Source organism: Flaviramulus sp. (assembly GCF_982512915.1).
In genome coordinates, this window is sequence record NZ_CEWOCJ010000017.1 from 1 (window position 1) to 22,040 (window position 22,040).

The 22,040-nt window shown below is 30.9% G+C and carries 23 protein-coding genes and 2 tRNA genes; 8 read left to right on the plus strand and 17 right to left on the minus strand.

Translation table 11 applies throughout. The features are described from left to right. Positions 1 to 50 precede the first annotated feature (50 nt). A tRNA-Arg gene (locus AC1XJX_RS10785) sits at positions 51 to 124 on the minus strand. A gap of 156 nt (positions 125 to 280) precedes the next feature. Between AC1XJX_RS10785 and AC1XJX_RS10790 the strand changes: the two genes are divergently transcribed. Continuing rightward, positions 281 to 1,075 (plus strand): sulfite exporter TauE/SafE family protein, encoded by a 795-nt coding sequence (locus AC1XJX_RS10790; RefSeq protein ID WP_482003993.1) that lies wholly within the window; start codon positions 281 to 283, stop codon positions 1,073 to 1,075. Positions 1,076 to 1,077: 2 nt separating this feature from the next. On the opposite strand, the gene AC1XJX_RS10795 is transcribed toward AC1XJX_RS10790, so the two are convergent. The 7 genes from AC1XJX_RS10795 to AC1XJX_RS10825 form a co-directional block, all read right to left on the minus strand. Beyond that, complete coding sequence (locus AC1XJX_RS10795; protein WP_482003994.1) at positions 1,078 to 1,353, minus strand: ATP-dependent Clp protease adaptor ClpS; 276 nt, start codon at positions 1,351 to 1,353, stop codon at positions 1,078 to 1,080. Positions 1,354 to 1,385: 32 nt separating this feature from the next. Then, on the minus strand, positions 1,386 to 2,222 hold the full coding sequence (gene prmA, locus AC1XJX_RS10800) for a 50S ribosomal protein L11 methyltransferase (RefSeq protein ID WP_482003995.1): 837 nt from the start codon (positions 2,220 to 2,222) through the stop codon (positions 1,386 to 1,388). A 143-nt stretch (positions 2,223 to 2,365) separates the two neighbouring features. Then, the gene (gene tpiA / locus AC1XJX_RS10805) at positions 2,366 to 3,115 is read right to left on the minus strand and encodes a triose-phosphate isomerase (RefSeq protein WP_482003996.1); all 750 of its coding nucleotides are present in this window, start codon (positions 3,113 to 3,115) and stop codon (positions 2,366 to 2,368) included. Between the two features lie 41 nt (positions 3,116 to 3,156). Beyond that, a complete protein-coding gene (locus tag AC1XJX_RS10810; RefSeq protein ID WP_482003997.1) occupies positions 3,157 to 3,642 on the minus strand; it encodes a TlpA family protein disulfide reductase in 486 nt (161 codons plus the stop codon). Between the two features lie 6 nt (positions 3,643 to 3,648). Beyond that, positions 3,649 to 4,725, minus strand: coding sequence for an ABC transporter permease (locus AC1XJX_RS10815; RefSeq protein ID WP_482004047.1), 1,077 nt, complete (start codon positions 4,723 to 4,725; stop codon positions 3,649 to 3,651). 26 nt (positions 4,726 to 4,751) lie between these two features. Then, positions 4,752 to 5,846, minus strand: coding sequence for a BT_3928 family protein (locus tag AC1XJX_RS10820; RefSeq protein WP_482003998.1), 1,095 nt, complete (start codon positions 5,844 to 5,846; stop codon positions 4,752 to 4,754). A gap of 5 nt (positions 5,847 to 5,851) precedes the next feature. Further along, positions 5,852 to 6,388: a DUF1599 domain-containing protein gene (locus AC1XJX_RS10825; protein ID WP_482003999.1), complete on the minus strand. Its 537-nt coding sequence runs from the start codon at positions 6,386 to 6,388 to the stop codon at positions 5,852 to 5,854. Between the two features lie 104 nt (positions 6,389 to 6,492). Between AC1XJX_RS10825 and folP the strand changes: the two genes are divergently transcribed. From folP to AC1XJX_RS10845, 4 genes are read left to right on the plus strand one after another with little or no spacing between them, the layout of a single operon-like run. Further along, positions 6,493 to 7,317 carry a dihydropteroate synthase gene (folP, locus tag AC1XJX_RS10830; RefSeq protein ID WP_482004000.1) on the plus strand — a complete coding sequence of 275 codons (825 nt, stop codon included), beginning with the start codon at positions 6,493 to 6,495 and terminating at the stop codon, positions 7,315 to 7,317. Position 7,318: 1 nt separating this feature from the next. After that, complete coding sequence (locus tag AC1XJX_RS10835; RefSeq protein ID WP_482004001.1) at positions 7,319 to 7,999, plus strand: hypothetical protein; 681 nt, start codon at positions 7,319 to 7,321, stop codon at positions 7,997 to 7,999. Positions 8,000 to 8,034: 35 nt separating this feature from the next. Then, positions 8,035 to 8,820: a diadenylate cyclase gene (locus AC1XJX_RS10840; RefSeq protein WP_482004002.1), complete on the plus strand. Its 786-nt coding sequence runs from the start codon at positions 8,035 to 8,037 to the stop codon at positions 8,818 to 8,820. Beyond that, a complete protein-coding gene (locus AC1XJX_RS10845; RefSeq protein ID WP_482004003.1) occupies positions 8,820 to 9,611 on the plus strand; it encodes a DUF3667 domain-containing protein in 792 nt (263 codons plus the stop codon). Before AC1XJX_RS10840 ends, AC1XJX_RS10845 begins: the two co-directional genes overlap by 1 nt. A gap of 467 nt (positions 9,612 to 10,078) precedes the next feature. Here AC1XJX_RS10845 and AC1XJX_RS10850 read toward each other — a convergent pair whose 3' ends face one another. Then, positions 10,079 to 11,848, minus strand: coding sequence for an ABC transporter ATP-binding protein (locus AC1XJX_RS10850; RefSeq protein WP_482004004.1), 1,770 nt, complete (start codon positions 11,846 to 11,848; stop codon positions 10,079 to 10,081). Continuing rightward, positions 11,841 to 12,590 carry a tRNA pseudouridine(38-40) synthase TruA gene (gene truA / locus AC1XJX_RS10855; RefSeq protein WP_482004005.1) on the minus strand — a complete coding sequence of 250 codons (750 nt, stop codon included), beginning with the start codon at positions 12,588 to 12,590 and terminating at the stop codon, positions 11,841 to 11,843. The genes AC1XJX_RS10850 and truA overlap by 8 nt, the downstream gene beginning before the upstream one ends. 374 nt (positions 12,591 to 12,964) lie before the next feature. Here truA and AC1XJX_RS10860 point away from each other — a divergent pair, with 374 nt between their 5' ends. Further along, positions 12,965 to 13,462: a metallophosphoesterase family protein gene (locus tag AC1XJX_RS10860; RefSeq protein WP_482004006.1), complete on the plus strand. Its 498-nt coding sequence runs from the start codon at positions 12,965 to 12,967 to the stop codon at positions 13,460 to 13,462. 180 nt (positions 13,463 to 13,642) lie between these two features. Here the strand turns inward: AC1XJX_RS10860 and AC1XJX_RS10865 are convergent, their stop codons facing one another. Continuing rightward, positions 13,643 to 14,053 carry a DUF4293 domain-containing protein gene (locus AC1XJX_RS10865; protein ID WP_482004007.1) on the minus strand — a complete coding sequence of 137 codons (411 nt, stop codon included), beginning with the start codon at positions 14,051 to 14,053 and terminating at the stop codon, positions 13,643 to 13,645. A 186-nt stretch (positions 14,054 to 14,239) separates the two neighbouring features. Between AC1XJX_RS10865 and rho the strand changes: the two genes are divergently transcribed. Next, on the plus strand, positions 14,240 to 15,856 hold the full coding sequence (rho, locus tag AC1XJX_RS10870; protein ID WP_482004008.1) for a transcription termination factor Rho: 1,617 nt from the start codon (positions 14,240 to 14,242) through the stop codon (positions 15,854 to 15,856). A gap of 81 nt (positions 15,857 to 15,937) precedes the next feature. Here the strand turns inward: rho and AC1XJX_RS10875 are convergent, their stop codons facing one another. The 6 genes from AC1XJX_RS10875 to proS form a co-directional block, all read right to left on the minus strand. Next, positions 15,938 to 16,516 (minus strand): hypothetical protein, encoded by a 579-nt coding sequence (locus AC1XJX_RS10875; protein WP_482004009.1) that lies wholly within the window; start codon positions 16,514 to 16,516, stop codon positions 15,938 to 15,940. A 114-nt stretch (positions 16,517 to 16,630) separates the two neighbouring features. Then, a complete protein-coding gene (locus AC1XJX_RS10880; protein ID WP_482004010.1) occupies positions 16,631 to 17,896 on the minus strand; it encodes a hypothetical protein in 1,266 nt (421 codons plus the stop codon). Between the two features lie 28 nt (positions 17,897 to 17,924). After that, positions 17,925 to 18,467, minus strand: coding sequence for a YceI family protein (locus tag AC1XJX_RS10885; RefSeq protein ID WP_482004011.1), 543 nt, complete (start codon positions 18,465 to 18,467; stop codon positions 17,925 to 17,927). A gap of 307 nt (positions 18,468 to 18,774) precedes the next feature. Next, positions 18,775 to 19,026, minus strand: coding sequence for a 30S ribosomal protein S20 (rpsT, locus tag AC1XJX_RS10890; RefSeq protein ID WP_482004012.1), 252 nt, complete (start codon positions 19,024 to 19,026; stop codon positions 18,775 to 18,777). A gap of 27 nt (positions 19,027 to 19,053) precedes the next feature. Further along, positions 19,054 to 19,125, minus strand: a tRNA-Glu gene (locus tag AC1XJX_RS10895). Positions 19,126 to 19,273: 148 nt separating this feature from the next. After that, positions 19,274 to 20,752 carry a proline--tRNA ligase gene (proS, locus tag AC1XJX_RS10900; RefSeq protein ID WP_482004013.1) on the minus strand — a complete coding sequence of 493 codons (1,479 nt, stop codon included), beginning with the start codon at positions 20,750 to 20,752 and terminating at the stop codon, positions 19,274 to 19,276. 99 nt (positions 20,753 to 20,851) lie between these two features. Here proS and AC1XJX_RS10905 point away from each other — a divergent pair, with 99 nt between their 5' ends. Next, positions 20,852 to 22,024, plus strand: coding sequence for a hypothetical protein (locus AC1XJX_RS10905; protein WP_482004014.1), 1,173 nt, complete (start codon positions 20,852 to 20,854; stop codon positions 22,022 to 22,024). Positions 22,025 to 22,040: the final 16 nt, after the last annotated feature.

A 22,040-nucleotide genomic window follows, 5' to 3' on the forward strand; every position in this document is an offset into this window, starting at 1 on the left:
AAGAAATGAAAAACGGGACAATCCTAATATTAAGAATTTGTCCCGTTTAGTGACCTCGACTGGATTCAAACCAGTAACCTCTTGAGCCGTAATCAAGTGCGCTATTCAGTTGCGCCACGAGGCCATTTTTGTGGGTGCAAATATAGTATTTTTATTAAAAACCTACTAAAAATTTATTTCAAATTTGTAATTGATTACTTTTGAATTGAAATTTTCATAAAACTATTCATTATATAGAATATTTATATTGTAATCATACAAATTAAATTATTGAAATAAAATGGACACATTAGATATATTAGGTTATGTTGGTGCCTTAATTGTTGGTTTAGTTTTGGGGCTTATTGGTGGTGGTGGTTCCATTCTAACTGTGCCTTTACTAGTCTATTTATTGGGTTACAATCCTGTCGTAGCTACTGCTTACTCCTTGTTTGTAGTTGGAACTTCCTCTATGGTTGGAACCTTTCAAAAACACAAAGAAGGTTTGGTTGATTTTAAAATTGGTTTAGCATTTTCATTCCCATCCTTTATGGCTGTTTATATTTCTAGAAGGTATTTGGTGCCATGGATTCCAGAAAATTTTATTTCTTTTGGAGATTACAACCTTACAAAAGATATGGCTATCATGATATTTTTTGCAATCATCATGCTTTTCGCTTCCGTTTCGATGATTAAAAAAAGTAAGTTAAATGAGGTAAGTCATGAAAAACAAGTTTATTACAAAACATTTCTACAAGGTTTAACTATTGGAACCATAACTGGAGTTATTGGTGCAGGTGGTGGTTTTTTATATGTTCCTGCCTTAGTGCTTTGGGCTAATTTACCAATGAAAAAAGCTGTAGGAACCTCTTTAATTATTGTAACAATAAACTCGTTGATTGGTTTTATGGGTGATGTTCAAACGTTAGAAATTGAATGGGCTTTTCTTTTAATATTCACCTCAATTTCAATAATTGGAATTATATTAGGAGTATTCTTATCAAAATTTATAAGTGGTGAAAAACTCAAAAAAAGCTTTGGATATTTTGTGCTTTTAATGGCCTTTTACATAATTTATAAGGAATTAAAAGAGTAAGGTTACACTATTTCTGCACTTAAACCAGCTTCTAAAAGCATGGAGCATCGTGGTTTTAAATCGTCATAAAGACCCGTTTTTACGGTACATTTCCCATTGTAATGAACTATTAAAGAGCATTGTTCTGCTTGCTCTGGCGTATGATCGCAAGCATACATCAATGTTTCTATTACATGATCAAAAGTATTAACATCATCATTATGTAATACGATTTCATTTTGTGTTGAAATTTCTTCTTGTAATAATAATTCTTCTGATACTTTTTCTTTTGTACTCATTGTTTTGAAATCTTAAAACTTTAATCTTTTTACTAATTTAAAAATTTTAATGCAACCCAATTATTTTTTTCAAGTTTTTCTTGAAATTTTAACATATGTTTTTCACAAGCAGCTTGAATAATTTCAACGTCATCGTTGTAAAAACCACTTAAAAATAATGTACCATTTTTATTTAAACAGGACACATAAATTGGCATGTCTTGTAATAAGATATTACGGTTTATGTTTGCTATAATAATATCATATGTCTTCCCTGGCAAAACATTTGCATCTCCTTCAATAACGGTGATATGCTTGCAATTATTTCGTTCTACATTTTCCATACTGTTTAAATAACACCAATTATCGTAATCTACAGCGTCAATAGGTTTTGCTCCTTTCATTTCGGTAAGAATGGCTAAAACTCCAGTTCCACAGCCCATATCTAAAACTGATTTATTATTAAAATCATTTTTTAAAATATGTTGAATCATCATATGTGTTGTTTCGTGATGCCCCGTACCAAAACTCATTTTTGGCTCGATGATGATATCATATTGTGTTTCAAACTTATTATGAAATGGCGCTCTTACTGCACAAATATCATCTACTACAATAGGATTGAAGTTTTTCTCCCATTCTTCATTCCAATTTGTTTGCTCAATATCTTCAAAAGTAAAAGTAATTTCAAATTCATTTGAATTTAAAATTTGAATATCCTTTAAAATAGCCTCGTACCAATCATCTTTTTGAATGTAGGCTGTTACACCATCTTCGTTTTCTACAAAACTTTCAAAACCTGCATAGCCTAATTCTGCAATAAGAATTTCAACGGCTGGTTGTATGGGCTTTACTTTAAAATAATACCCTATATATATGATGTTTGACATGTGTGATAAGTTGGTTGTTTACGATATTATTTGTTTTAAATGCGTTAGCGATTGCAGCGGTATCCTTTTTTGAGGAACGAAAAAAAAGATATAGCGAAAAGCGCGACCCTTTTTAGGGTAACGCCCTCGCCTTTATTTTTTAATTAAAATGCATTTACAATAGCAAAAAAATCCTCTGCATTAAGTGCTGCTCCACCTATTAAACCGCCATCTACATCTGGTTTGCCGAAAATTTCTTTGGCATTATTTGGCTTCACACTACCACCGTAAAGAATAGAGATGCTATTAGCAACCTCTTGCCCATATTGATTTGTTAATGTTTTTCTGATAAAGGCGTGCATATCTTGTGCTTGCTCAGGTGTTGCTGTTTCGCCTGTACCAATGGCCCAAACTGGCTCGTAAGCCAACACGATATTTTTTAATGCTGAAACTTCTAAATGAAACAGGGCATTTTTAATTTGGCTTTCTACGATAGCCTCGTGATTTCCTGATTTTCTATCGGCTAAGATCTCACCAAAACAAAAAACAACACGCATATTATTTTTTAAGGCAGCATCTACTTTTTTAGCTAATAAAGCATCGGTTTCGTTAAAATATTCTCTTCGCTCGCTGTGTCCTAAAATAACGGTATTAACACCTATACTCTTTAACATGCTTGCGCTAATTTCGCCTGTATAGGCACCATTATCGGCAAAATGCATGTTTTGTGCAATAACTTCTATGCTAGTTTCTTTTAATGCTTCAAAAGCAGGATATAAATTGGTAAAAGTTGGTGCTACCATAACTTCTGCGTTTGATGTTTTTGCTTGTTTTTTTAATGCTGTTAATAACGCTTCCGTTTGTGCTAAATCGTTATTCATTTTCCAGTTTCCTGCTACGATATTTTTTCTCATTTTTTCAATCACCCTTTTTAAATTAGGGATTTATTTAATTATTATAAAAGTTCTTTTATTCGTTTATCATCTGCTTTTACTGCTTCAAAAAGTTTTATTTCGCCTTCGGGTCCTACAATCATATAACGAGGTATCCAATCTAAATCTGCAAACTCTGCAAAAGGACCATCCCAACCTGATGGCATAAAATAATGCTCGCCTTTAATTTGATATTTTGAAATACCTCTTTTCCATACATTTTGATTTCTATCTAATGATAAAAACAAAAAAGTTGCATCTTTATATTGATTTTGTAAGGCTTTAACTTTTGGCATATTTTTTATACAATCGCTACACCAAGATGCCCAGATATCTATTACTAAGGTTTCTCCTTTGTGTCTTTCTAAAACGTCTTTAAAAGTTATTGAATTACCTTGTAAAGTAATAAATGTATCGTTTAAAGCCGTTTCTGAAAACTGTGTTGGAATTTCTTTATTACAACTAAAACAACAAATTATTAGTACGAATATGTAATAGCCTTTTTTCATGTAAAATTATTCAAGCTTCACTTTTGGATCTAACCAAACATAAATTATGTCTACAAAAATATTGATTATTATAAACAATAAAGCAATAATTAATACTGAACCCATAATAACAGGCAAATCAAGTGTATTTAAGGCGTTAACTATTTCTTTTCCTAAACCATTCCAACCAAAAATATATTCGACAAAAACTGCGCCTGCCAACATGGATGCAAACCAACCAGAAATTGCTGTAACAACAGGGTTTAAGGCATTTTTTAAAGCATGCTTTTTAATAATTTGAAACTCACTTAAACCTTTAGCTCTTGCTGTTCTAATATAATCTTGATTAAAAACTTCTAATAAAGAATTACGCATTAATTGAATAACAACTGCTAAGGGACGAATACCCAAAACAACTGCAGGAAGTAGTAAGTTTTTAAGTTTAATATGCATAGCTTCTCCAAAATCATCCAATTCATAAAGGCTACCCGTCATTTCTAAATGGGTGTAATTATGCAACACATACCCAAAAAACCAAGCGAATAATATAGCACTAAAAAATGAGGGAATACTCATCCCTAAAGTGCTAAAAATCTGAATGATTATATCAAGCCACCTGTCTTTATATAATGCTGAAATAATACCAAAAACAATACCTAAAATAATAGCAATCGTAATTGCAGTAACTGCCAAAACAAAAGTGTTTGGTAATGTTTCTTTTAACACTTGACTTACTTTTTTACCTTGTTTTGTAAAAGATTCTCTTAAATATGGAAACTTTAAAACCATAGTTGTATTTCCAACAACACATAATTTAAAAGCATCGTATTTACCTTGTTTTAAATGGGTGTAATTATCAGATTTATTTGAATGAAAAGATATTAGTGATAGATCATTTAAATAATACAAATATTGGGTACTGATAGGTTTATCAAACCCATATTTTTGGTTTACTAAAGCTAATTGTTTACTGTCTTCATTTTGCCCCAACATCATTTGTGCTGGATCTCCAGGTAGTACATTAAATAAAAAGAAAATAACAGTTACTACTCCAAACAAGGTAAGTAGTGCGTAAGTGATTTTATTTAATAAGTAGCCTATCAGTTGTTAGCTTTTTGTGTTAGTTTAAACTAAAATTCTAAATCTTCAACGTCATTCCAGTGTACTTTTTGCATGACAGTACCTTTATCTAACTCTAAAATTCCTGGATTTGACCGTACGACTGTTTTCAAAGCCTTCTCATCGCATAAATACCAACTAAAATCAATATTATATGTTTTGTTTACACGTTTTTTAGCTTCTTCTCCAGAAGCGGTTAAACCTATAATTTCATAACCATTTTGTCTAGCTTTGTCTTGTAAAGCTTTCAATTTCATGGCGCCTTCTCTTTCGATATGCTCTAAACTATACGAAACTACCACTATTAAATTATCTTTATCTAAAAAGTATTCTGTTAGATTTTCATCTTCAGATTCAATTGAAAAATCTTGAATTGGTGGTATATAACCCTCTTCAATAAATTTAGTATCAACACTTATAAAATTTCCTTTTACTGTTGGATATGATCCATTTGTAGTAATTATTTTTTCTTCTTCATTTACATTAAACTTCCAAGCATATTCAATTACTGGCTTTGGGGCATTATCTGGAGTAGCCATCCCTTCAGAAATATTAGCACCTATTTTATAGGCTCTGAAATCTATCGATGGTAAGTGCATCAATACATGATAGCCAAACCATAAACAAAAAATAAAAGTTAAAAGTGCTAAAATAGAAGTTGGCAATTTTGTAAAAACTGGTTTTATATGTTTAACCCCAAAGAAAAGAATCAAGATGAAAAACAATAAAACAACATCCTTAGTGAAACTTTCCCAAGGTGTTAATTTTAAGGCGTCTCCAAAACAGCCACAATCTTTAACTTTATCAAAATAAGCAGAATAAAAAGTTAAGAATGTAAAAAAAACAATCATAGCCAATAAACTCCAAACCGTAAATTTAGCTTTGTAACCAATAATTAAAAACACGCCTAAAACAACTTCAAAAACAACAACTAAAACAGAAATCATTAAAGCATAGGGCTCTAAAAAAGAGAGGTTTAAAACATCTGGACTAAAATATTCTTGTAATTTATAAGAAAAACCTAAGGGATCGTTTAATTTTATAAATCCAGAAATGATGAATAAAACACCAACAAATATTCTTGAAATTGCTACTAATATTTTCATTTTGATTAATTATTTAAATGAATTAAAGCAAAAACAGCATAATTTATCATATCTTGATAATTGGCATCAATGCCTTCGCTAACAATAGTTTTTCCTTGATTATCCTCAATTTGCTTTACTCTTAATAATTTTTGTAAAATCAAATCCGTTAAACTACTCACTCTCATATCACGCCACGCTTCACCATAATCGTGGTTTTTATCTTCCATTAATTTTTTTGTAATAGCTACTTGCTTTTCGTATAATTCTGTGGCCTCTTTATTAGTTAAATCGGGTTGCTCAACAACCCCTTTTTCTAATTGAATTAATGCCATAACTGAATAATTTATAATACCAATAAATTCGCTTACTTCACCTTCATCAACTTTTCTTACAGCATTTTGTTGTAAACCTCTAATACGTTGTGCTTTTATAAAAATTTGATCGGTAAGCGATGGTAAACGTAAAATTCTCCAAGCGCAACCGTAATCACTCATTTTTTTTGTAAACAAACTTTTACAGGTATCTATTACGGCATCGTATTGTTTTGAAGTATCTTGCATAAATAAATTGAATTTTGCGTAAATTTCGCATAAATTATTAAAACCTTCAAGGTTTCTAGTTTAAAGTTTTAAACTATATTCGAACACCTTACTAAACTATATGAATGACTATTAATTGTAAAGGCCAACTGATTGATTTATCAGTACCCAAAGTAATGGGTATTTTAAATATTACTCCCGATTCATTTTACGATGGTGGTTTATATAAAGACCAAACCAAGATTTTAAATCAAGTTGAAAAAATGCTTAATGAAGGTGCTACTTTTATTGATATTGGCGCTTACAGCTCTAGACCCAATGCAGACAATGTAAGTGAGGAAGAGGAATTGAAACGCATAATTCCAATTTTAGATTTAGTAATAAGTAAATTTCCTGATGCCATAATCTCGATTGACACCTTTAGAAGTTATATTGCTAAACAATGTATTGATGCTGGCGCTTCTATAATTAATGATATATCTGCAGGGAAATTAGATGCTAACATGCTACAAACGATTGCTGATTTGCATGTACCGTACATTATGATGCACATGCGAGGAACACCCAAAACTATGCAACAGCAGACGGTTTATGAAAATCTAGTAAAAGAGATACTGTTTTATTTTTCTGAAAGAATTAATGCCGCAAGAAACATAGGTATTGTTGATATTATTATTGATCCCGGATTTGGTTTTGCAAAAACATTAGAACAGAATTATGAATTACTAAACCAATTGGAGTTATTTAAAATGATTGAAAAACCTTTACTAGTAGGCGTTTCAAGAAAATCAATGATTTATAAAAAACTCGAAACCTCAGCTAAAGAAGCCTTAAATGGTACCTCAGTTTTAAATACAGTAGCATTACAAAAAGGTGCTTCCATTTTACGTGTGCACGATGTAAGAGAAGCAATGGAATGCATTAAGTTAATAACATCATTAAAAACTTAAAATGAGATATTTTTTTACAGGGTTACTATTTATATTTTTTTCCTGCAGAAATGATAAGGTAATTCAATTACCAGAAATAAATCACTCAGATATAACTGAAATAAACGATGTTTCGGCAGCCTATTTATTTTATGATGAAACTCAAAAAGATAGTTTAGAACTCAACCGGAAAAACTTAATTAGTACCACCAATTGGTTAGTTAATATTGATAAACGATTAACATTAAAACAAGTAATTCCTTGTATTAAATTCCTTCAAGAGAAAAAACAAAACTCAGGACATAAAAATAAAAACTCCAAAAACTATTTTACTTGTAATGATATCAGTAAAAATAATTTAGGTTTTATTGAATTTACGGATGTTATTTTTCATGAAGAACCAGCAGGAATGTATTTTTCTGAAAACCCAAATTTTTTGGATAAATTAAGATTAAGTATTGTATTTAATTCGATTGATAAAATTGAAATTATGGGCTTTATTGATAATTATATAAATACAACAAGCAATAAAACTGACTTAATAAATCAACTAAAAAATTTAACACCAAAAGATAGAGTGGTTGAATTTATAATGAATTTTGATAAAAATCTAACTTTTCAAGATTACATCTCAATTAAATCAATAATTTCTGAACTAGATATAGAGAATATTGGAATATCAAATCATGAATTTATTTATTAACCCTTTTTTACTAAATTTACAAAAACCCATCACCTTTGGATATTTTTAAAGACCTTTTAAAATTCTCGGTTGTAGATTTTATAGATGTAATATTAGTTGCACTACTACTCTACTATTTATACAAATTAGTAAAGGGCACTGTAGCTATTAATATTTTTTTAGGCATTATCATTATTTATGGCGCATGGCGACTTACAGGTTTCCTTAAAATGGAGCTTCTTACTGGGATTTTTGGTGGTTTTATGAAGGTAGGCATCATTGCTTTAATTGTCGTTTTTCAGCCAGAAATAAGAAAGTTTCTACTCATGGTTGGATCTACTAATTTTAATAGGAGAAGAAAATTTTTAAAACAATTTAGTTTTTTAAAAACTGAAACTAAAAGTGACACAGATGTGGATGCCATTATTTCGGCTTGTAACAAAATGAGCATGTCTAAAACAGGTGCTTTAATTGTTTTTGAGCGAAATAACAACCTCGATTTTTTATCTTCCTCGGGAGACGAAATGAATATAAAAGTTACCCAACCTATCATAGAAAGTATATTTTTTAAAAATAGCCCATTACACGATGGCGCCATAGTAGTTAGTAATAATATTGTAAAAGCTACCAGAGTTATTCTTCCTGTAAACAATGAAAAAACCATCCCAAAACGCTTTGGTTTGCGTCACAGAGCTGCTATTGGTGTTACTGAAAAAACAGATGCTTTGGCATTGGTAGTTAGTGAAGAAACTGGACATATTTCGTATTTTAAAGATGGAGAGTTTATAGTTTTTGAAGACTCTACCCAACTTAACTTAATGATTAAAAAAGATTTAAGCTAATGAACTGCAAAAATTGTAATACAAGTTTAATTGAAACCAATGAATTTTGCCCAAATTGTGGCGGTAAAATAATTAGAAACAGACTGACTTTAAAAAATTTGTTTGAGCATATTAGCGAGACATTTTTTAATTACGATAATAAACTCTTAAGAACCTTTATAAATTTATTTAAAACGCCTGAAGATGTTATTGGAGGTTACATTGATGGCGTTAGAAAAAAATATGTTAACCCGATAAGCTATTTTGGTTTAGCCATAACCATCTCAGGTTTATACCTTTTAATATTAAATAAGTTTTTTCCAGAAGCCATGGATTACACGATGTTTACTGCTCCTGGACAAGAAGAATTTCAAAGAAAAAACATGAATTTTGTTCAAGAGTACATGTCGCTTTTTATGATGCTTTATGTACCTATTTACGCCATTATTGCAAGGGTTACTTTTATAGGATTAAAAAAATACAATTACACAGAATTGGTTGTAACCTTCTTATATATTCAAGCTCAAATGTCTATTGTAACAGCAGTTTTCGGAATCATCGTTTCCTCTTTTGGTATCAATCAAGCTGTTTTTAGTATGATATCTATTCCTTTGATGATATTATATTGTGCTTATTGTTTAAAAAGAATTTACAATCTCAACTTTACAAATATCTTTTTAAGATCCCTGTTGTTTTTTGTTGTATTAGGAATTGTATTTGTTGTCGTAATAGTCATTATGATAATAATTATGTTTTTAAATGGCGATATCCAACAAATGATTGAAGCACAAAAAGCAGCTGCGGGACTTTAAATTCTATAATTTAAACCCAACATAAAATATCTCTAAATCAATGCTGTACTTGAAGTAAATTCTATAACGTTTGTTAAATAACAATATATTAAAAGACTTATTATTAAAAATATTATTTATTCTAAAAAATGCAGAAAACTTACTTTCTTTAAATTTATATTCCACATTAAGGTTGATAAAATAATAAGAGGCTCTATAATCTGTACCAAAAACTTTGGAAACCTTTTGCGAATAATATAAAAACATAAAAGATGAAAAACCTAAGGATGAAGCTTTAAGATTAGCAAAACTAGACTATATAACAAATACTACTCTAGAACTTTGGCTCCTAAATTTTGGGCGGGCTTAGTTTTAATGAGATATGCTAGTACTATTGAGATTTCCAATGGAACACTAGTTTGGCAATAGGTACTAATGATTGCTTGTATTGTAATTGGTGTTTACTTGGTATTTAGGCTAAAAAGAAACTAAGCAACCTCATCTTGTATAAACTGCACCTCGTAAAGGTTTCTGTAACACCCGTTTTCTTTTTTAAGCAATTCGTCATGGGTACCTTGTTCTACAATATTTCCGGCATCCATAACAATAATCTTATCTGCTTTTTTAATAGTTGCTAATCGATGGGCAATCACTATAGATGTTCTGCCTTTTGTGATTTTATCGGTAGCATTTTGAATAAGTTGTTCGGAATACGAATCGACAGAAGAAGTCGCTTCATCTAAAACCAAAATACTTGGATTGGTTACATAAGCTCTTAAAAACGATATAAGCTGGCGTTGACCAGATGATAGCATCACACCGCGTTCTTTAACATTATAATGGTAACCATCTGGTAAACTCATAATAAAATCATGAATACCTATGTCTTTTGCAGCTTTATAAACCTGCGCTTCAGTTATCTCAGGATTATTTAAAGTAATGTTGTTTAAAATAGTATCAGCAAACAAAAATACATCTTGCAATACTAAGGCTATTTGGGTACGTAATGATGCGAGGGTTACCTCTTTGATATTAATGTCATCAACTGATATAACACCGTCTTTTATTTCGTAAAATCTATTCAATAAATTAATAATAGTAGATTTTCCTGCACCTGTAGCACCAACTATAGCAATGGTTTCGCCAGATTTTACTTCAAACGAAATACCCTTTAAAACCGCTTCATCTTCAACATAATTAAAGTACACATTATCAAACTTAATATTACCCTTAAACGATTCTGCCACATAAGTTCCGGCATCATCTATTTGAGAAGTAGTATCCAAAACTTTAAAAACTCTGGTAGCAGCTACCATACCCATTTGTAGGGTATTAAACTTATCAGCAATTTGTCGTAACGGCCTAAAAAGCATAGGTATAAACATCACAAAAGCTACTAAATCCCCTTGAGATACAGCACTATTTTCTAAAACGATATTTAAACCACCATACCAAGCCACTAAACCAATACTAATAGAAGAAACCAAATCGGCAATTGGAAAGAAAATAGAGTTATACCAAACCGTTTTAAGCCAGCCTTTTTTGTGTCGCTCATTTATAACTATAAATTTTTTATACTCGGTATCTTCACGCGTAAACAACTGTAATATTTTCATACCTGTTAAACGCTCTTGCACAAAAGAGTTTAAATTAGAAACCTCGGTTCTTACCTCCTCAAAAGCCTTTTTCATGTATTTCTGAAACAAGCGTGTAGCGTAAAGTAACAGTGGAAGCATAATTAAAACAATCAAACTCAACTTCACATTTATAAAAAGCATCACCCCAAAAACAACGCCCATGGTCAGTAAATCTCTAAAAATCATAAATAAGCCTTCACCAAAAATATCAGCAATACGCTCCATGTCTGTTACGGCCCGCGTGATTAAAATACCTACAGAAGAATTGTCGTAATACTTCATTTTAAAACGAAGCAGATGATCAAATAATTTTACACGAACATCCATTACTAAGTTTTGTCCTAACCAAGCAGCGTAATAAATAAAAAGTAACTGAAAAACAGTTTGCAAAATTAAAACCGCAAACATGATAATAATGTAAAACAAAAAGCCCTTTTCCTTTTTGTTTGTAATACTATCATCGATAGCATCTTTGGTAATATAAGGTGTTGCCGTACTAAAAATGGCTAGTAAAACAACCAATATTAAAAGCCCGAAAAATATCCCTTTGTAAGGCTTTATATATTGAAAAAGACGCTTAAAAAGATTAAAATCAAAAATATTTTCTTTTGTTTCACTCATGTATTTTAATATCCTCCGGATACGCTATGTTAGTTAAATACAATCCATGAGCAGGTACAGAAAAACCTGCTTCACTCCTGTTTTTAGATTGTATAATGGCATGTACATCTTCAATAGTTAATTTCCCAATTCCAACATTAATCATCGTACCCACAATAGCTCTTACCATGTTTCGTAAAAACCTATTGGCTTTAATTACAAAATGCAACTCGTTTTCTTTAAAAAACCATTCGGCTTCCATAATATCACAATGATACGTTTTTACATCGGTTTGACTTTTCGAAAAGCATTGAAAATCTTTATACGTCAATAAAACTTTTGAAGCCTCATTCATCAAATCCACATTTAAAGACTGCTTAACAAAGTAGGCCGCATCAAAATTAAACGGACTCTTATCCAAACTTATTCTGTACAAATACGTTCTACTTAACGCATCAAAACGCGAATGCGCTTCAGATTTTACTTTAAAAATATCTTGTATCGCAATATCTTTAGGCAAAAACGAATTCAGTTTAAAAATTAAATCATTCGAATTAAAAAAGCCATCCGTTTCAAAATGCGCAAACATTTCTGTGGCATGTACACCAGCATCCGTTCTTCCGGCTCCCATTATACTTATTTCCTGGTTAAGCAACGTAGTTAAACCCTTCTCTAAAACTTCTTGTACCGATACTGCATTGGGTTGATTTTGCCAACCGTGATATGTACTACCATTATAAGAAAGTTGTATAAAATATCGCAAAGTGAGGAATCTGTTTTTAAAACAACAAAGATAGCTAGTTTTGCTGTTTTTGCGTACACCCGTATCTTAATTAAATATTAAAAGATATTTTTGGTGTTACATACGGGTTGGGATATACACTATAAGTACGCACTGTAAATTAGCTTTAGACTTTAAACCGCTATAAACAAAGCAATTGAACTTGATTTTTTTTTATTTTTAGAGAAATTCGTTTAACGAACTGAAATGAAATCGTTTTAATGTTTTTTATCGAATGTTAAACGAAGTTATTATTTTTTTCTGACAAATTAAAGTGATAATCTCCAACAACCGTATATCATTTTAAATCAATAATCTATAACTTTACAAACAAATCATACTCGTTATAATAATTTATGACCAAAATATTATTACTCTCTGACACACATAGTTATATAGACGACGACATTTTAAAGTATATAAAACAAGCAGATGAAGTATGGCATGCTGGCGATATTGGCGATTTAAAAGTAACAGATACTATAAAAAATTTAAAACCTTTACGTGCGGTGTTTGGCAATATTGATGATGCTAAAACACGTGTAGAATTCCCGGAGCATAACCGTTTTATGTGTGAAGCTGTAGATGTTTGGATAACCCATATTGGTGGCTACCCACCAAAATATAATGCTCGAGTAATTACAGAGATAAAACAAAACCCACCAAAGATTTTTATTTGTGGACATTCGCATATTTTAAAAGTGATGCCTGATAAAAAACTCAACTTAATACATATGAATCCTGGTGCGGTTGGTAAACATGGATTTCATAAAACTCGAACTATGTTGCGTTTTACGATTGATGGTAGTAAAATTGATAATTTGGAAGTGATAGAGTTTGATAAAAGGTACTAAACTTTTTGCGTTAGGGATTTAATAAAGTTACCGTTTAGCTCGAAAAGCCCGACCGTTGGGTTAGGCTCAAATTATAAATACCAATAAAATAACTAAGAAAAATACTTGTAGTAACAAAATACAAAAACCCAAAGTTTATACTTTGGGTTTTAACGCACTAATACTACTAAGATGTTAGGTTTATCGTAATCTATCAACAGATTTTACAAGATCTTCATCCTTCTTGATGGCCTTATTGGCTAATGCCAAAAACACGATAGAAACAATAGGAAGAAGCATCCCAATACCTTTCTCAGAAACCGCCGTTTCTCCAGATACCTTTAGAGATTGATACACGAAAAATCCTAGTAAAATAAAGTTTAATATGATGTTAAGTCGACCCAAAACAAATTGAGACTTCCTATTTTTGTACATAAAAATAGCTATTAAAGATAATATGGCAGAGCCTAAGAACAAGGCTAAATAAAGGGCATCATCTTTAGCAAACACACTAGTACCATTATTTATAATCCATAAATGAGTTACAAATGGAAGACCTCCAGAAATTCCTGCGGCACAAAAAAGGTATATAGTTTGAATACGTTGTAGCATGTAATTTTAAAAAACTAGACCGCAAAAATAATAGAATTAATGCTAAAAATTAAAATAAAGTTGTATAATTGCAGTAATAATTCTCAACAATCGCAATAACAAGCGATTAATCTTCAGAATAAAAATTCAATTTTTTTCAGAATAACTCAAGTTTATATTCAAAATAAAATATTCAATTAAACATCAATGTTTGAAATTTCACAATTAAAAGAAAAAAAGCTCTCTGATTTACAGGAGATTGCAAAAAAATTGAACGTTTCTAAATATCGTTCATTAAAAAAAATAGATTTAGTATATCAAATATTGGATCAACAAGCTGCAGATCCAAATACTGTTAAAGCAGTTGTAGAAGTGGCACCGGAAGCACCTCCACAACCAAAACCAGAACCAAGAAAACAAGAACCAAGAAAACCAAGACAGCGTGTTGAAAAAATAGTAAAAGAAACACCTGTAATTAACGTAGAAAATCCAACTAAAGATAATAAAGTTGAGGTTACCGAAAAGGCTGAAAATCAGCAAAGACCTAATAAACCTATTAACAAACCGAATCCTAGACCTCAAAACGAGAATCAACAAAAACCTCATCAACAAAATCAAAATAAAAATCAGCATAAAAACCAAAAAAATGGTAATGTAGATACTGGTAATAAAGACAACAGAAATCGCTATCGCGATCCTGATTTTGAGTTTGATGCTATTATTGAAAGTGAAGGTGTTTTAGATATTATGCTAGATGGTTATGGTTTTTTGAGATCATCTGATTATAATTATTTATCATCACCAGATGATATTTATGTGTCTCAATCTCAAATACGTTTATTTGGATTGAAAAAAGGAGATACTGTTTTAGGACATGTAAGACCTCCAAAAGAAGGTGAGAAATATTTTCCTTTAATAAAAGTTGTTAAAATTAATGGGCAAAAACCAGAAGTTGTAAGAGACCGAGTTTCTTTTGAGCATTTAACACCATTGTTTCCTAAGGAAAAATTTAATATTGCAGAAAAACAAAGCACCATATCTACTAGAATTATGGACTTGTTTTCTCCTATAGGTAAAGGACAACGTGGTATGATTGTTTCGCAACCTAAAACTGGTAAAACCATGCTTTTAAAGGATGTTGCAAATGCTATTGCTGCCAATCATCCTGAAGTTTACTTAATGATTTTATTAATTGATGAACGTCCTGAAGAGGTAACTGATATGCAACGTAATGTGCGTGGTGAGGTAATTTCATCAACTTTTGATAAAGAAGCACATGAGCACGTGAAAATTGCTGATATTGTTTTAGAAAAAGCAAAACGTTTGGTGGAATGCGGACACGATGTTGTGATTCTTTTAGATTCCATTACGCGTTTAGCTCGAGCTTACAATACCGTACAACCAGCATCTGGTAAAATACTTTCTGGTGGTGTGGATGCAAACGCTTTACACAAACCTAAGCGTTTCTTTGGTGCTGCTAGAAATATAGAAAATGGTGGTTCTTTAACCATTATTGCTACGGCATTAACTGAAACTGGTTCTAAAATGGACGAAGTTATTTTTGAAGAATTTAAAGGTACTGGTAATATGGAGTTACAGTTGGATAGAAAAATATCGAATCGTAGAATTTTCCCTGCTATTGATTTAACATCTTCGAGCACGCGTCGTGATGATTTATTATTAGACGAAAATACCATTCAACGTATGTGGGTTATGAGAAAATATCTAGCTGATATGAATCCTGTTGAAGCAATGGAGTTTATCAATGACCGTTTCAAGCAAACAAAAAATAACGAAGAATTTTTAATTTCCATGAATGGATAATACTAGTAAATAAACATTAAAATAAAAAGCCTTAACTAATGATGTTAAGGCTTTTTTATTTGAACTCGTATTGTATATAAATTAATACTCTTGAACAACTAACTGGAAATTAATTTCAATAATATCCTTTACTACTATTAAACCTAAGGCTTTTTTAGGTGGTTCCAAATTAAAATCACAGATATTCAAATTTAAAACGCCTTCTACTAGCAAAGTATCCTCTCCTGTTAATTTTATTGGTACTTTACAGGCATTAGTAACGCCTGCTATTCTAATTTCTAATAAGGCTTGTACCGTGTTTTCAGATGTATTATCAATAGAGATTTCTTTTAAATTGATAAGTGTTTCCGGATACATATCAGATTTTAAAAGTTGCTGAAAATCATTATTTATTCCTTTACCACCACAATCAAAACAGTCATTTTCCAAAACTAAAGTAGTGTTTTCAAAAACCATTTTATCATTTATTTTTTTAAAAAAAACTGGAATTGGTTTTTTTAATTTCAAAATATCAAACTGGCATTTAAACGTATTAATATTTGTTTTTCCTTTAATAAGCAATTTGCTACTAGGGGTTATTAATACAGATGTGCTACCTTCTATAACAACAGTAAAAGCTAATGTTGCGAGTACATAAACTAAAAACAATATCTTTTTCATGTTATTAAATATTTAAATGGTTGTCAATTTTAATAAAAATTTAAAAAAGTAAGTCTTGAAGTTAAATTATTTATTTTATTATACTTTTAGACTTACTTTTTAATTAACTAGTTTTTAGAAACTAATAGCAGCTTCAAGCATTAATCCATTAAATTTCCCTGAATCTAATACACTTCCAACAGCAAATCCATCGTAAGTTTGATTAACATATTCTAATTTCAATAAAATATTATTAGTCATAAACCAACCTGCTCCAAGTTGAGTTCTTTTAATTTTAACATCCTCTCCACTTTCCTCTTCAGAATCAACAACATTATATCTTCCACCAACAAATAAGTTATCGTTGCTTCCAAATCTATAAATAAGTTCACCTGCAAATTGATTGGCTGTTCTTTGATCTAAACCTGTTCTATTTCCTTTAGCTGATTCTATAGTTCCAAAGAATTCTAATCCTTGATATTTAAGAAATGGATTAATCATAATGGCTGTGATTTTATTTCTTAAAGCTGGATTGTATCTACCAGATCTAAAATTATCACTAGTTGCTGTTGCTGGCTCTAAAACGTGGTAATATCTTGAACCTGTTCTATCTGCATTATATAAATATGAATTAGGTACATAACCTGTATTGTAAAGAGATCCTGTTAATCGTACTCTTAAATCATCATTTAGTTGTTTATCAAATCCTAATTTTGCTAAAAATGAAGCACCACCCGTGTTTCCAGCAGAAGACTCCACAATAGATTGATTTAGTTTACCATTAGCTAAACCTACCATAGCAATTAAACCATTACGTTGGTAGTATAATTCGGCACCAACTTCTGTGGTAAAAGCATCCATTATAAGGTTACCAACAAAAGGATTATAAATGGTTTGAGCATTATCAGATCTTCTAAAATGTGCATCACCATAATTATTTTCCATATGCCCAATTTTAATGGTTGCATATTTCATAAAATCTCCTAAGAAACCTTCGCTAATAAAATCTAATTTATCAATTTGAAAATACCCTCCTTTAACATAAGGTTCTGGGTGATGACGAGAAGATAAATAAGTACGTAAATGCATTCTAACACCATCAGCTAAAGCTACATCTAAATCTAAATTAGCAGTTGCCAAATTAAAGTTAGCACCAATACCAGATAAAGGCACGTCTCCAGAATTTTCATGGTCTAAGGCTTGATATTGTAGGGTTGAAGAACCTCCTATTCTAACTTTTACATCCGTAAAAGTTGAAACGCTATCTTTGGGTGCTTCAAATACATTAACCCCATTTTTATCAGGTTGTCTGTAATTGTCTAAGTTCCTATTTTGAGCATAAAAACCAGCTCCAATAAGTAATGCAATAATTAGTATACTACTTTTAAATAATTTTTTCATGATTTCTAATGTTTAATTGATTAATTGATTATTTATAAATTGTTTTAAATTTTATGGTTAAGTCATCTCCGGTAGTTATTGTGCCAAATAAAGCTGTTGGAGGTTCTATATTAAAATCTGTCATTTTTATAGATTTTTCTCCTGATAAGGATATTTTATCATCTTTAGCTTCTAAATTAAATTCTATTGAAACTAGTTTTTTAACACCTATAATTGTTAAATTTCCTGTACATTTAAGTAAAAAGTTACCATAACCATTTTTTATAATTTCTTTTACTTCAATAAGTTGAAATGATATAGATTTATGAGACTCTGTATTTAAAGCCTTGTAAGTGTTTTTATCCATAGATTTTTTTCCACTTTTTAGACTTTCGGAAATCACTTTGAAATCACAAGTTGAAATTTCAGCAGTTTCCAGATTATTAAATACCAGCTTACCACTTTTAGTTTCAGCATCAATATGCCAATCGTGTAAACTAGAAGTACCAAATACTTTTAGGGAAGATTCACTATTTATTAAATTGAATTCTTGTGCTTGAAACAAATTGGGTGTTAATAAGAAAAACACCATTAAGCTTAATTGGCTAACAAAACACTTATTTTTAATAGTACACATAGTAGTTCTGATTTATTATTACTATGCAAAGTTCTATTGAAACAAACTAAGAAAATATGATTTTTATCATATAAAGAAATCTTAATTATTTAGTTTGAAATCCAAAAACTAAAAAGAAAAGTTATAAATTCATATTTCATGTTAAACATAAATAACACAAAAAGTTTGATTTAGTAACTAAAAAATAAATATGAAAATTGAAACAAAAAAAAACTTCTCATTTCTGAGAAGCTTTTATGTATGTGTAAAGTTTATAACTTTATTATAATGCAGAAACGTGTTTTGCTAAACCAGATTTAAGGTTTGCAGCTTTGTTGGCATGTATGATGTTTTTCTTAGCTAATTTATCTAACATAGATGAAACAGAAGAAAATAATACTTCAGCTTCTTTTTTATCAGTTATCTCACGTAATTTTTTAATAGCATTACGAGTCGTTTTGTGTTTGTATCTATTTACAACACGCTTCGCTTCGCTACTTCTAATTCTTTTTAATGCTGACTTATGATTTGCCATTTTGTATTTTTTATTTTTTAAAAATTGTAGCCCGTAGGGGAATCGAACCCCTCTTACCAGGATGAAAACCTGGCGTCCTAGCCGATAGACGAACGGGCCATTTGTTTTTGGTATGTAATTTTTAAATATTAATTCAAGTCTTACAATACGTTTCAAATAACTTACAATGTTTCCATTGCGGATGCAAAAATACAACTATTTTTAAATGTTGCAAGTGCTATATAATTTTTTTTTAAAAAAAAATAATTTAGTATGCTTTTGCGAACAATACTCTACGTTTTGAAGGCTTTCCAGAGTAAACACAAACCCCGTTTTCTTCTTTAGCTTCCAATGGAATGCATCTAATGGTTGCTTTTGTTAACTCTTTTATTTTCTCTTCGGTTTCTGAAGTACCATCCCAATGTGCTGAAATAAAACCTGTTTTGGTCTCCAAAACCTCTATAAATGCTTCAAAAGTATCAACTTCTGTAATATGATTATCTCTAAAACTTAATGCCTTTTTAAATAATTCATCTTGAATTTCAGTCAATAATCCTTCAACTTTAATAGTTAAACCATTTAATGAGACAATTTCTTTTGATAATGTATCTCGTCTAGCTAACTCAACTGTTCCGTTTTCTAGATCTCTAGCACCAATAGCTATTCTTAATGGTACACCTTGTAATTCGTGTTGGGCAAATTTAGCCCCTGGCCTTAAAGTATCTCTATTATCAAACTTTACAGAAATATTTTTGTTACGTAAATCTTTAATAATACTATTTACAACGTTTGTAACAGCTTCTAACTCTTCTTCACTTTTATATATTGGCACTACCACTACTTGATTTGGTGCTAAACTTGGAGGCAATACTAATCCATTATCATCACTATGAGTCATGATTAAAGCACCAACTAATCTGGTTGAAACACCCCATGAAGTAGCCCAAACATATTCCTGCTTACCTTCTTTATTAGCAAACTTAACATCAAACGCTTTTGCGAAATTTTGCCCTAGGAAATGTGAGGTTCCAGCTTGTAAAGCCTTTCCATCTTGCATTAAAGCTTCTATACAAAAAGTTTCCTCAGCACCTGCAAAACGCTCGCTTTCAGTTTTTAAACCTTGTATTACTGGAATTGCCATGAAATTCTCAACAAAGGTAGCATACACATTATTCATCAATTTTGCTTCCTCTATAGCTTCTGCTTTTGTAGCATGTGCTGTATGACCTTCTTGCCATAAAAATTCTGCAGTTCTCAAAAACAAACGTGTACGCATTTCCCAACGCACTACATTAGCCCATTGATTAATTAATAATGGTAAATCTCGGTATGATTGAATCCAGTTTCTGTAAGTATTCCATATAATTGCTTCACTAGTTGGCCTAACAATGAGCTCTTCTTCTAACTTAGCATCTGGATCAACTCTTAGTTTACCCGGTTTATCAGGATCGTTTTGTAATCTGTAGTGAGTTACAATAGCACATTCTTTTGCAAATCCTTCAGCATTTTTTTCCTCGGCTTCAAATAAACTTTTAGGAACAAATAATGGGAAATAAGCATTTTGATGACCCGTTTCTTTAAACATTCTATCTAATTCTGCTTGCATTTTCTCCCAAATAGCATATCCGTAAGGTTTTATAACCATACAACCTCTAACAGCAGAATTCTCCGCAAGGTCTGCTTTTACAACTAATTCGTTGTACCATTTTGAATAATCTTCTGATCTACTAGTAAGTTTTTTACTCATACTTATATTTTGGCACAAATATTGTGATTATGTTAAATAAAAAAATAGTTCAGCAAAACTAACTATTTTTGTTATGTCCAACAATTAAAATCTAGAGATATGCAATTTAACAACTACTTAAATAGAAAAATACCACATTTAGCAATACTAATATTACTAATAGGTTTATCATCTTGCGGTTCATATCAATATGTTGGAGTAGATAACGATGGTATTTATGGCGATACAAAAGTACTAGTAATTAACGAGGAAAAAGTTGTTGAGGCAAATACTGAAGCTAGCAATAGTTATTACACAAACTATTTTAAAACCAAATCCATTGAATCTGAAAATTTTTATGATGATGACGCTATTTTTACAGACATAGATAGTTATCAAAATGATAATTTTGTTGAAAATGATAGTATAGCTAATAATTATAATGGTTATGCTGGTTGGGGTCAAAATAGTAATAGTGTAACTATAAATTACATAGATAACGGATGGAATAACTTTGGTTGGAATAATTGGGGTTTAAATGCTGGTTGGGTTTTAAATAATGGTTGGGGTGCTGGCTGGTATGATCCTTTCTGGGGACCTTCAATATATCGTGGAAACTGGGGCTGGAACCGATGGAATAATTGGGGATGGAATAACTTTGGATGGAATAATGGATGGGGATGGAATAATTTTGGCTGGAACGTTGGCTGGGGTTGGAATAATGGCTGGGGAAGAAACAATGCCTGGGCCGGAAATTCATATTACGGAAGAAGTTCTTCATTAAGCGCCACCAGAAGAGGTAGTAATTATTCAAGTAGAGATATTAATTCTGTAAGTAACAGAAATAGTATTAATAGCATAAACACTAACAGGCGTAGCTCTGTAACATCAAGAAATACCGTGACTTCAAAATATAATATATCTAGAAGATCTAGTATAAGTTCTAATGGTGTTTCTGCAGACAGAAGAAATTATAACTCAAATGGTACAAGAGTTTCTTCTAATATCGAAAGAAGAGCTTCATCAACAGTAAGAACACCATCTACAAATTCTACAAATAGATATTCTTCACCAACAGTGAGAAGTAATTCTAATTCCGGAAGCACGTTTAGAAGGTCATCTTCAACAAATAATTCGAGTTATAATCAACCTTCATCTAATAGAAGTTCAAATTCAACCTACACACCAAGTAGAAGTTCTAGTTCTTCTAGTGGCTCTTCAACCAGATCATCTGGCAGCAGCAGCAGAAGTAGTTCTGGTTCATCGTCAAGAAGCGGTGGTAGACGTGGTTAATTTATCATAATAAAAG

Coding starts and splice junctions, on each gene's coding strand:
- AC1XJX_RS10795 (WP_482003994.1), bottom strand. CDS start 1,353: ATGAGTACAAAAGAAAAAGTATCAGAAGAATTATTATTACAAGAAGAA.
- AC1XJX_RS10810 (WP_482003997.1), bottom strand. CDS start 3,642: ATGAAAAAAGGCTATTACATATTCGTACTAATAATTTGTTGTTTTAGT.
- rpsT (WP_482004012.1), bottom strand. CDS start 19,026: ATGGCAAATCATAAGTCAGCATTAAAAAGAATTAGAAGTAGCGAAGCG.
- prmA (WP_482003995.1), bottom strand. CDS start 2,222: ATGTCAAACATCATATATATAGGGTATTATTTTAAAGTAAAGCCCATA.
- tpiA (WP_482003996.1), bottom strand. CDS start 3,115: ATGAGAAAAAATATCGTAGCAGGAAACTGGAAAATGAATAACGATTTA.
- AC1XJX_RS10885 (WP_482004011.1), bottom strand. CDS start 18,467: ATGGTGTTTTTCTTATTAACACCCAATTTGTTTCAAGCACAAGAATTC.
- AC1XJX_RS10905 (WP_482004014.1), top strand. CDS start 20,852: ATGCAATTTAACAACTACTTAAATAGAAAAATACCACATTTAGCAATA.
- AC1XJX_RS10875 (WP_482004009.1), bottom strand. CDS start 16,516: ATGAAAAAGATATTGTTTTTAGTTTATGTACTCGCAACATTAGCTTTT.
- AC1XJX_RS10820 (WP_482003998.1), bottom strand. CDS start 5,846: ATGAAAATATTAGTAGCAATTTCAAGAATATTTGTTGGTGTTTTATTC.
- proS (WP_482004013.1), bottom strand. CDS start 20,752: ATGAGTAAAAAACTTACTAGTAGATCAGAAGATTATTCAAAATGGTAC.
- AC1XJX_RS10850 (WP_482004004.1), bottom strand. CDS start 11,848: ATGAGTGAAACAAAAGAAAATATTTTTGATTTTAATCTTTTTAAGCGT.
- AC1XJX_RS10880 (WP_482004010.1), bottom strand. CDS start 17,896: ATGAAAAAATTATTTAAAAGTAGTATACTAATTATTGCATTACTTATT.
- AC1XJX_RS10825 (WP_482003999.1), bottom strand. CDS start 6,388: ATGCAAGATACTTCAAAACAATACGATGCCGTAATAGATACCTGTAAA.
- AC1XJX_RS10835 (WP_482004001.1), top strand. CDS start 7,319: ATGAGATATTTTTTTACAGGGTTACTATTTATATTTTTTTCCTGCAGA.
- folP (WP_482004000.1), top strand. CDS start 6,493: ATGACTATTAATTGTAAAGGCCAACTGATTGATTTATCAGTACCCAAA.
- AC1XJX_RS10865 (WP_482004007.1), bottom strand. CDS start 14,053: ATGCTACAACGTATTCAAACTATATACCTTTTTTGTGCCGCAGGAATT.
- rho (WP_482004008.1), top strand. CDS start 14,240: ATGTTTGAAATTTCACAATTAAAAGAAAAAAAGCTCTCTGATTTACAG.
- AC1XJX_RS10790 (WP_482003993.1), top strand. CDS start 281: ATGGACACATTAGATATATTAGGTTATGTTGGTGCCTTAATTGTTGGT.
- AC1XJX_RS10860 (WP_482004006.1), top strand. CDS start 12,965: ATGACCAAAATATTATTACTCTCTGACACACATAGTTATATAGACGAC.
- AC1XJX_RS10845 (WP_482004003.1), top strand. CDS start 8,820: ATGAACTGCAAAAATTGTAATACAAGTTTAATTGAAACCAATGAATTT.